This is a genomic window from Rhodoferax sp., from assembly GCF_028715765.1.
Taxonomy (GTDB): domain Bacteria; phylum Pseudomonadota; class Gammaproteobacteria; order Burkholderiales; family Burkholderiaceae_C; genus Rhodoferax.
Genome location: NZ_JAQURE010000030.1, coordinates 1 through 10,429 on the forward strand (window position 1 = coordinate 1; position 10,429 = coordinate 10,429).

General features: G+C 59.8%; 6 protein-coding genes. All 6 read right to left on the reverse strand.

Annotated elements, in window-relative coordinates; genetic code table 11:
* Nucleotides 1-70: 70 nt before the first annotated feature.
* A complete protein-coding gene (locus PHT20_RS11125) occupies nucleotides 71-2,359 on the reverse strand; it encodes a DUF1631 family protein (RefSeq protein WP_301020557.1) in 2,289 nt (762 codons plus the stop codon).
* A 26-nt stretch (nucleotides 2,360-2,385) separates the two neighbouring features.
* Entirely contained in the window at nucleotides 2,386-3,342 is a 957-nt protein-coding gene (gene secF / locus PHT20_RS11130; protein ID WP_300081736.1) for a protein translocase subunit SecF, read from the reverse strand.
* A gap of 12 nt (nucleotides 3,343-3,354) precedes the next feature.
* A complete protein-coding gene (gene secD / locus PHT20_RS11135; RefSeq protein WP_301020558.1) occupies nucleotides 3,355-5,235 on the reverse strand; it encodes a protein translocase subunit SecD in 1,881 nt (626 codons plus the stop codon).
* An 81-nt stretch (nucleotides 5,236-5,316) separates the two neighbouring features.
* Nucleotides 5,317-5,652, reverse strand: a complete 336-nt coding sequence (yajC, locus tag PHT20_RS11140) for a preprotein translocase subunit YajC (RefSeq protein WP_300081730.1) — start codon at nucleotides 5,650-5,652, stop codon at nucleotides 5,317-5,319.
* 131 nt (nucleotides 5,653-5,783) lie between these two features.
* Nucleotides 5,784-9,329 (reverse strand): indolepyruvate ferredoxin oxidoreductase family protein, encoded by a 3,546-nt coding sequence (locus tag PHT20_RS11145; protein WP_301020583.1) that lies wholly within the window; start codon nucleotides 9,327-9,329, stop codon nucleotides 5,784-5,786.
* Nucleotides 9,330-9,466: 137 nt separating this feature from the next.
* Nucleotides 9,467-10,429 carry a chemotaxis protein gene (locus PHT20_RS11150; protein ID WP_301020559.1) on the reverse strand — a complete coding sequence of 321 codons (963 nt, stop codon included), beginning with the start codon at nucleotides 10,427-10,429 and terminating at the stop codon, nucleotides 9,467-9,469.

Consider the following 10,429-nt stretch of genomic DNA (forward strand, 5'->3'; position numbering starts at 1 on the left):
CCCAGCGCGCTGGTGCTGGACGATTTGTGCGACAACCCTTCGGCGCGGACGGCGCACTAAGCCCTAAGCCCTAAGCCAGCAATTGCGCGGGGTTGGCCTGCAGCTTGTCAAGGGCATCTCGGGTGGCACGCTGGGTGAGTGGCTCGGCCTCTTGCGGCTCCAGCAGACCGCCTTGCAGGTAAGCAGCCAGTCGCACCGTTTGCAGCAGGTAACTGTGCCCCACGCTGGTGGCAAACAGGTGCAAATGCCCCATCGGGCTGCGCCAGGCATATTGCACCTGAGAGGTTTGCCCGTTGAACTGCAGCGTGAACCACGCGCCCAGATCGAGCTCATGCGCCCAGGCCAGCATCACAGCACTGGCCTTGCCGCCACCTTCCAGAATCACATCAAGCGCGGAGGCATCGACATCCAGCAGCTCCTCTATGCTTTGGCTGTCCAGCGGCAGCTCTTGTGCATCGTCGTCACCAATGTAGTCTTCGAGGTTGGCCAGGCGAGCTGCCAGCGCCTGAATTTGCTCGTCTGCAATGGCTTGGGTTTTGGACATGAAGGCCTCCACCAGCACAGCACTGACACGTTTGATGTGGTCCTCTTGCTCGGCCGCAGGCATATTCAAGAGGGTCAAGCCGTCACGCAGGCATTGCAACAAGTCTGGCAAATCTGATATCACCCGTGCCCGGTCAGCACGGTTGGGCTTGGCACTGGCCGCCCAAATCAGGTCTGAGGCGGCTTTTTTCAGGACCAAAGTGTCTTCATGCTTGCTGCCTTTGCGCACCGCTGAGAGCGCCAGCACTTCAGCCCACACCTTGAACAAAAAGTCGCGAATTTCATCGCGCACTGGCATGTCTTTGAGCTGGTTGCGCAGCTCAATGGTGAATTGAATCGCCAGCGTTTCCTTTTGCTCCACCTGCTGCGCCACGCCCACCAGCTTTTGTGTCACCGGCTTGTCTGTCAAGTGCTGTTTCAGAAACGCTTGAAATTCTTCGTAGACCTTGGCATACACCTTTTGCCCGGTCTCTGGGTACTGCTCGATGACTTGCACCACGCGTTTGATCTCAGACTCCAGCGTGGCGCTGCTGATGCCACTGGCATCGAAACCCATCACACACGAGCCCATGCGGTCGATCAACAGGCGCGCCGGGTGGTCGAGCTTTTGAAAAAAAGCCGGCTCTTGCAGCGACAGCCGCAGCACCGGCATTTGCAAGCGGGCAAACCAGACCCGTACGCCAGGGGGAATGCGGTCTTCTTGCAAAATGGCCTGAAACATCAACGCCACCAGCTCGATGATGGCTTTTTCAGCCTCGGTGCTCGCCTGATTTTTAAGCGCGGCAGACTGCTGGCGCAGTTGCACCGCCATTTGTCCCACCACTTCAGGCGCCACAACTTGCCCCGCTGCGCCCGAAGACACCCAATACCCCTCGCCCAACACCGGCTGCTGCGCCACCGCCGCCAACAAGGCCTCAGAGGGTGGGCTGGCGTACAGGATGGGCGCGTCGTCGGCTCTGGGGGCTACCCGCGAGGCTGGTTGCGCCAGCGCGCGCGCCGACGGGTGGGCACTACCACCCACCCATTGGCCAATTTGATCCAACAAACCTTGCGCCCGCGCACTGCGCCAGTGGTGACCCGGTGGCAGGGGCGCATGGTGGCCTGAAGGCGCTGCGTTGCCCTCAGCGCGTGCCGACCAGCCATCCTCACCCGCCACGGGCGCAGGCGCCACCGGGCGTGCCGGCTTGGGCGCGGCGAAGTCAATCACCGGCAACACCCCTTTGTCAATCAGCAGGGTGTTGCATTGGGCGTAGGCGGCTTGCAGGTGGTGCGCCAAATGGCGCTGAACCACATCGGCCACCGACTGCCAGGCCTCTTGGCTCAAGCCACACGCAACCCAGTGCTCTACCAGCGGCAACAGCAGGGCTTCGGGGTGCACCAAGTCCTGCGCAGGCAAATCGCGTTCGCCTTGGAGTGACTTCAAGCGCTTGCGCAGGTCGTTGACCTCTTGCGCGGCGTGCTCCATCAAGTTCAAGGCCAACCGAGAGGCCAGAATTTTGTTTTCAACCACCTCGGTGCCGACCAACTCAAACACACCATCTGAGGCTGCTTTGGCCGCGTGACGGGTGGGCTGCAGGGTGTGTTGCCAGGCTGCGGCCACCGCCTCATGCCATTGGGTTTTGTGGCGCTGGTAGTGCGCCCAGGTGTCACGGCGCTGCTGCGCTTCACGCCAGGGCACAGCCTCGTCCATCAGCTCGGTCAACCGCGCTTGCACCACCGCCAACAGGCTGAGCAGGGCTTGATCGGCCAGCGCCACCAACCGCTGGCGCACCTGAAGTGCCAGTGTTTGGGCGGCTGCAGACGGTAATTTGGTCACTTCACACCTGAAAGAACTTAAAGAACTTAAACGCTGGCGCCAGCGTTGGGGTCGTTGGGATCAAGGTCTTTTTTGACCACAGTGCCCTTGACCAGGTCTTCGCGCTGGATGCCCAACCACATGGCAATGGCCGCAGCCACAAACACCGACGAGTAAATGCCAAACAAGATGCCAATGGTCAGCGCCAGCGCAAAGTAGTGCAGTGTGGCACCCCCAAACAGCAACATCGACAACACCATCATTTGCGTGGAGCCGTGGGTGATGATGGTGCGGCTGATGGTGGAGGTGATGGCGTTGTTGATGATCTCCACCGTGTTCATTTTGCGGTAACGGCGGAAATTTTCACGAATCCGGTCAAAAATCACCACCGACTCGTTCACCGAGTAGCCCAGCACCGCCAGCACTGCGGCGAGCACCGGCAACGAAAATTCCCATTGGAAAAAGGCAAAAAAACCAAGAATGATGATGACGTCGTGCAAATTGGCAATGATGGCGGCCACGGCAAACTTCCACTCAAAGCGCACCGCCAAGTAAATCATGATGCCCACCACCACAAACGCCAGCGCCTTGAGGCCATCAGCGGCCAGTTCGTCACCCACTTGCGGCCCCACAAACTCAGTGCGGCGCATGGTGGCTGAGGGCTCAACCGCTTGCAAAGCGGTCATGACCTGGGTACTTTGCTGCGCAGAACTGACGCCCTTTTGTGCCGGCAGGCGAATCAGCACATCACGCGCGGTGCCAAAGTTTTGCACCTGCACATCTTGAAAACCCAATTTGCCCACGGTGTTGCGCACGCCGCCCAGATCAACCGGCTGGGCGTAAGTGACCTCCAACAAGGTGCCGCCGGTGAACTCGACCGACAGGTGCAAGCCGCGCGAGAACAAAAAGAACACCGCCGCCAAAAAGGTCACCAGTGAAATCAGGTTGAACACCAGCGCATGCCGCATGAACGGAATGTCGCGTTTGATCCGAAAAAATTCCATGCTGTTTCTGCCTTATTCAGTCTTGAGGGCGCTGCCGCCATCGGGTCGCCAGACCGTGCCAATCGACACCGTTTTCAGGCGGTTTTGACGGCCATACCAAAAATTGACCACCCCGCGTGAGAAAAACACGCCAGAGAACATGCTGGTCATGATACCCAGCACGTGCACCACAGCAAAGCCGCGCACCGGTCCTGAGCCAAAAGCCAGCAGCGCCAAACCGGCAATCAAGGTGGTGATGTTGGAGTCAAAAATTGTGGCCCAGGCACGGTCGTAACCGGTGTGAATGGCGGCCTGCGCGGAAGCCCCGTTGCGCAGCTCTTCACGAATGCGCTCATTGATCAGCACATTGGCATCAATCGCCATGCCCAGTACCAGCGCCATGGCAGCCATGCCAGGCAGCGTCAAAGTGGCTTGCAGCATGGAGAGAATGGCCACCAGCAGCAGCAAATTGAACGCCAGCGCAATGCTGGAAAACACGCCAAACAGCATGTAATACAGGCACATGAACACTGCCACCGCCACAAAGCCCCAGGTCACGCTGTTGAAGCCCTTGGCAATGTTTTCCGCCCCCAGGCTCGGGCCAATGGTGGTTTCTTCGATGATTTCCATCGGCGCAGCCAAGGAGCCTGCGCGCAGCAGCAAAGAGGTGTCGTTGGCCTCGGTGGTGGTCATGCGGCCTGAGATTTGCACCCGCCCGCCACCAATTTCGGTGCGAATGACGGGCGCGGTCACAACCTCGCCCTTGCCCTTCTCAAACAACAAAATGGCCATGCGCTTGCCCACGTTTTCACGCGTCACATCGCGGAAGATGCGGGTGCCTTTGGCGTCAAGGTTGAGGTTGACGGTGGGTTCTTGGGTTTGGCTGTCAAAACCGGGCTGGGCATCGGTCAGGTTTTCGCCGGTCAAGATGACTTGTTTTTTGACAATGACCGGCTGACCATTGCGCTCCAGATAGCGCTCCGAGCCAAAAGGCACCACGCCCGTGCCCAGCTCGGCACTGCGCGCTTCGGCGGTTTCGTCAACCATGCGCACTTCAAGCGTGGCGGTGCGCCCCAAAATGTCTTTGGCTTTGGCGGTGTCTTGCACGCCCGGCAGCTGCACCACAATGCGATCCAAGCCCTGCTGCTGAATCACCGGCTCGGCCACGCCCAGCTCATTGATGCGGTTGTGCAGCGTGGTGATGTTTTGCTTGAGAGCCTGGTCTTGGATGCGCCGTGCCGCCTCGGGCTTGATGGTGGCGGTGAGTTTGAACTCAGCGCCGTTGGGTGCCTCGGTGACTTGCAGGTCGGCAAATTGATCCAGCACCAGGTTTTTGGCTGCGGCCAGTGTGGTGGCATCGCGCAGATTGACCTCGATGGTTTGGCCGTTGCGATTGATGCCGCTGTGGCGAATGTTTTTCTCGCGCAACGTGGTGCGCACATCCCCCGCCAGCGATTCGGCGCGTTTGGTCAGCGCGGCTTGCATGTCGACCTGCAGCATGAAGTGCACGCCCCCGCGCAAATCCAGCCCCAGGTACATGGGCGAGGCTTTCAGGCTGGTCAGCCAAGCGGGTGAACGTGTCAGCAGGTTCAAGGCCACCACATAGCCGGGGTTGGTGGCATCGGGCACCAGCGCTTTCTGGATGGCGTCTTTGGCTTTGAGCTGGGCGTCGGTGTTGGCCAGGCGCACCTTGATCGAGCCCGCATCCAGGCTGACCAGATCGGGGCTGACGTTGGCGGCTTTGAGCGCGGCCTCTACCTGCATCAAGGTGGCGGCATCCACCTTGACCATGGGCTTGGCGGCTGACACTTGCACGGCCGGAGATTCACCAAAAAAATTGGGCAGCGCATAAAGCCCGCCCACCACCAGTGCGACCAAAATGATCACATATTTCCAAACCGGGTAACGATTCATGATCGCCCTTTACACATCACATCCCACCAGACACGCCAACCCGACCGGGCTGGCACAGCACATTCGCAATTTCTGCAAGCCTTACTTGATGCTGCCTTTGGGCAACACTTGCACCACCGCGCTGCGCTGCAACATCACCTCGACACCGTTGGCAATTTCAATGTGCACATAGGTGTCGCCCAGCTTGCTGACCTTGCCCAGCACGCCACCGGCGGTGGCCACTTCGTCACCCTTGGCCAGGGCGTCGATCATGGCTTTGTGCTCTTTGGCTTTTTTCATTTGCGGGCGAATCATCACAAAGTAGAGCACCACAAACATCAGCACCAACGGCAACATGCCCATCAGGGACGACTGCAAGTCGCCGCCAGCGGCAGCAGCGGCGGGAGCGGTTTGGGCAAAGGCAGAAGAAATAAACAAGGCAAACTCCAGATTTTCAATTGAGGTAGAGGAACACACTGACCCGCAAAAACACATCGTCCAACGGCAGCTGCAAAGCCGGACATTGTATGCGGGTGCTCACAGCGCAAGCGTTGTGGGGAGTTGCTCGGTCACGCCCTGATCTGTGCCAGCAATGCCTCCCAGCGCTGTTGGGCGGCTTGCATGTGGCGCAACTTGACGTGACCAAAGCCACGAATGTCTTGCGGCACAGCCATCAATTGACAAGCAATTTGATAGCTATTCATGCTTATTTCATAAGGTCTAGAGGCCAATAACTTATATATTTCTTGCAGCGCAACCAGGTAACGCTCAAGCCAGGCGCGCTCCTGGCGGCGCTCCGCGCTGTAGCCAAACACATCCCCAACCGTGCCGCGCAAACCTTTCAGGCGAGCCAACACTTTGAACGCGGTGAGCACCCAGGGGCCAAAGCGCTGTTTGACCAGTTCACCCTGGTCATTGGTTTTGCCCAGCAAGGGCGGGGCCAGGTGAAAGTGCAGCTGGTAGTCGCCCTCAAACTGCTTGGCCAGCTTGGCGGCAAAACTGCCATCGGTGTACAGGCGCGCGACCTCGTATTCGTCCTTGTACGCCATCAGCTTGAACAGGTTGTGCGCCACCGCTTCGCTCAACGCGGTTTTGCCCAGCAAGGCATCCACGCGCTGCACCTCGTCCATCATTTTTTGATAGCGTGCGGCGTAAGCTGCATCCTGGTAAGCGGTCAAAAATGCCACACGTTTGGCGATGACATCGGCCAGGGCAGGCTTTTTGACAAACTCGATCACTTGTGCGGTCTGCAGCAGCGCCTGCACCGCTGTCAAGTCGTGCGCGCAGTGGCGACCCCACTCAAACGCCGCCTGGTTGTTGGCCACTTGCACACCGTTGAGCGCCATAGCACGCAGCAAGGCGGCACGGCTCAAAGGCACTCGACCTTTTTGCCAGGCGTAGCCCAGCAGCAAAGGGTTGGTGTAAATCGCGTCGCCCAGCGCCAGCGTGGCGACCTGCTCGGCATCGAACACGCCCAAAGCCTGCGCGCCTACATTGGCAGCAATAGCCGCCTCGCAGCCACCTTCTGGAAACTGCCACTGCGGGTGGTGCACAAACGCTGCCGTGGGCGTGGCGTGGCTGTTGAGTGCCACAAAGGTGCGCCCATGCTGCATCACATTCAGCGTCACCTTGCTGGCCGCCACAATGGCATCGCAGCCAATCACCAGGTCGGCACGGGCGGTGTCCACCTTGCTGGTGTAAATGGCCTCTGCGGTGTTGGCCACCTGGACAAAGCTCCAGGTGGCACCGCCCTTTTGCGCCAGGCCACCGGCATCTTGCGTGACCACACCTTTGCCGTCCAGATGTGCCGCCATGCCCAGCAGCTGGCCAATGGTGATGACCCCGGTGCCGCCGACACCGCCCACCACCATGCCCCAAGCCGCATCTGTGGCGGGCAACACCGGCTCTGGCAACGCGGGCAAGGCCTCCAGGCTGCCCTGCTGGTCTTTTTTGGGTTTTTTGAGCTGCCCGCCTTTGACGGTGACAAAACTCGGGCAAAAGCCTTTGACGCAGCTGAAGTCTTTGTTGCAGCTGCTCTGGTTGATGGTGCGTTTGCGGCCAAATTCGGTCTCAAGCGGCTCAATGCTCAGGCAGTTGGACTGCTCGCCGCAGTCGCCACAACCTTCACACACCAACTCGTTGATGACCACCCGTTCATCGGGCTCTGTGAGCGTGCCGCGCTTGCGTTTGCGGCGTTTTTCGGTGGCGCACATCTGGTCGTAGATGATGGCGGTGGTGCCTTTAAGCGCACGAAATTCGCACTGGATGCGGTCGAGTTCATCACGGTGTTGCACGGTCACGCCGGGCGACAACACCACGCCAGAGTATTTTTCAGGCTGGTCGGTCACGATCACCAGTTTGGCCACGCCCTCACTCACCAGGCTGGCCATGATTTGCAACACGCTGTGGCCCTCGGGGCGCTCACCCACACGCTGGCCGCCGGTCATGGCCACGGCATCGTTGTACAGCACTTTGTAGGTGATGTTGACCCCGGCGGCAATGCTCTGACGAATGGCCAGCAGGCCGCTGTGAAAGTAAGTGCCGTCGCCCAGGTTGGCGAACACGTGGGTGTCGGTGCTAAAGGGTTGCTGCCCCACCCAGGCCACACCCTCGCCGCCCATCTGGCTGAAGGTGCTCGTTGACCGGTCCATCCACACCGTCATGTAATGGCAGCCAATGCCCGCCAGCGCGCGTGAACCTTCGGGCACGCGGGTGCTGGTGTTGTGCGGGCAGCCGCTGCAAAACCAGGGCAAGCGTTCACCGGTGTCGGACTTGATGGCCAACGCGCCGCGTTCTTTGGCCGCCAGCAGCGCCAGATGCTGCTCCATGCGTTGCGCCACGTCATCGGGCACACCCAGTTTTTGCAGGCGCTTGGCAATGGCCTTGGCCACCAGACCCGGGTTCAGGTCGGCATTGGCACGCAGCAAGGCACTGCCGCCCGGGTTGGGCTGGCTCCATTCGCCACCCGTGCCATCCGCATCGTCGTCAAACTTGCCCACCACGTTGGGGCGCACGCGCCAGTGGTACAGCTCTTCCTTGAGTTGGTATTCAATCACCTGGCGTTTTTCTTCCACCACCAGAATCTCTTGCAGCCCCTGGGCGAAGTCGCGCGTGCCGCTGGCCTCCAGCGGCCAGACCACGTTGACCTGGTGCAGGCGCAGCCCGATGCGCTGGCAGGTGGCCGCATCCAGCCCCAAATCGGCCAGCGCTTGCCGTGTGTCATTGAACGCCTTGCCGCTGGCGATGATGCCAAAGCGGTCCTGGCTGCCCTCGATGACGTTGTGGTTGAGCTTGTTGGCGCGCACATAGGCCAGCGCGGCGTACCACTTGTAGTCCATCAACCGCGCTTCTTGGTCCAGCGGCGCATCAGGCCAGCGGATGTGCACGCCGCCAGCAGGCATGGCAAAGTCTTCAGGCATGACGATCTTGACGCGGGTCAGACTGACATCGACCGAGCTGCTGGACTCCACCACCTCCTGAATCGTCTTCATGCCCGCCCACACACCCGAGAAACGGCTCAGCGCAATGGCGTGCAAGCCCATGTCCAGAATGCCCTGCACATCCGACGGAAAAAACACCGGCAGGCCGCAAGCCTTGAAGATGTGGTCGCTCTGGTGCGCAGCGGTCGAGCTTTTGCTGACATGGTCATCCCCCGCCACCGCCACCACGCCGCCATGCACCGCCGTGCCGGCCATGTTGGCGTGTTTGAACACGTCAGAGCTGCGATCCACGCCCGGGCCCTTGCCGTACCAGATGCCAAACACGCCGTCGTATTGCTTGCTTTGCGGATACAGGTCGAGTTGCTGCGTGCCCCACACCGCGGTGGCGGCCAGCTCTTCGTTCACGCCGGGCTGGAACACGATGTGCTGCGCCTGCAGATGCTTGCGCGCGGCCACCAGCGCCTGGTCGTAGCCACCCAGCGGCGAGCCGCGGTAACCGCTGATGAAGCCGGCGGTGTTGAGCCCAGCCAAGGCATCGCGCTGGCGCTGCAGCATGGGCAGACGCACCAGCGCCTGCACCCCGCTCATGAAGGCGCGGCCCTGGGTTTGGGTGTATTTGTCGTCCAGGCTGACGCTGGGTTGGGCAGAGAAAGACGGGGGAAACGGTGCGTTCATGGCCATGCTAAACCCAACAAAAACGCCATCCAGAAGCCGTGCTGCTGGATGGCGTGATTCAAATCATTTATATGCGTTTTAAGCCTCTAGAGCTTATAGATAAAGCTTAAGTAGCTATTTATTAAATAGCTATTGAATCAATGCGTCAACACCTTGCGAATGGTTTGAGCCAGTTCGTCGGCAACAAATTTGGCCACATAGGCATCGGCGCCAACTTTCTTGACGTGCTCTTCGTTGGTGGTGCCTGTGAGCGAGGAGTGAATCACCACTGGAATGCCGCTGTAGCGCGGGTCTTGCTTGATGTTGCGGGTGAGTGTGAAGCCGTCCATCTCAGGCATTTCCAGGTCGGTCAGCACCAGAGCGACTTTGTCTTTGATGGTTTGACCGCGCGATTCGGCCTCGGAGGCCATGGCTTTGAGGCGATCCCACGCCTCTTGACCAGATTTGGTCATGATGAACGGCACGCCCATTGATTTGAGGCCTTGTTCAATCATCATGCGCGCCACCGCAGAGTCGTCGGCAGCCAGCACCACCGTACCGGGCGGGATATGCAGCTTGCTCTCGGAGGAAACCTCCACTTGGTGTGCTTCCGGGAACACATCGCGCAGGATTTGCTCCACATCCAGCACCTGTGCCAGGCGGGTGTTTTCAGCGTCGCCATCGAGCCGGGCAATGCTGGTGACGAGTCCGCCGCCACGGCCTTCGGCAGACAGCACTTGCTTCCACTCCAGGCGCACGATCTCATTGACCTCTTCCACGGCAAAGGCTTGCGTGGTGCGGGCAAATTCGGTCACCAACAAAATACCCAGCCCCTTGGTGGGGTTGGTGCCCACCAGCTGCGGCAGGTTGATGACGGTGATCATCTGGCCGCGGATGTTGGCCACACCCATCACCGAGGGCGGCGAGTTGACCATGGCCGTGACCTCGGGCATGACCAAAATTTCACGCACTTTGAACACGTTGATGCCAAACAGTTCGCGCTTATCGGTGCCAGGCGCTTCACCCAAACGAAACAGCAGCAGCTCAAACATGCTGTTACCGGCCAGGTTGGTGCGCTCGTCAATGTCGCGCATGGTGGATTTGTGGCTGGATGTGCTCAT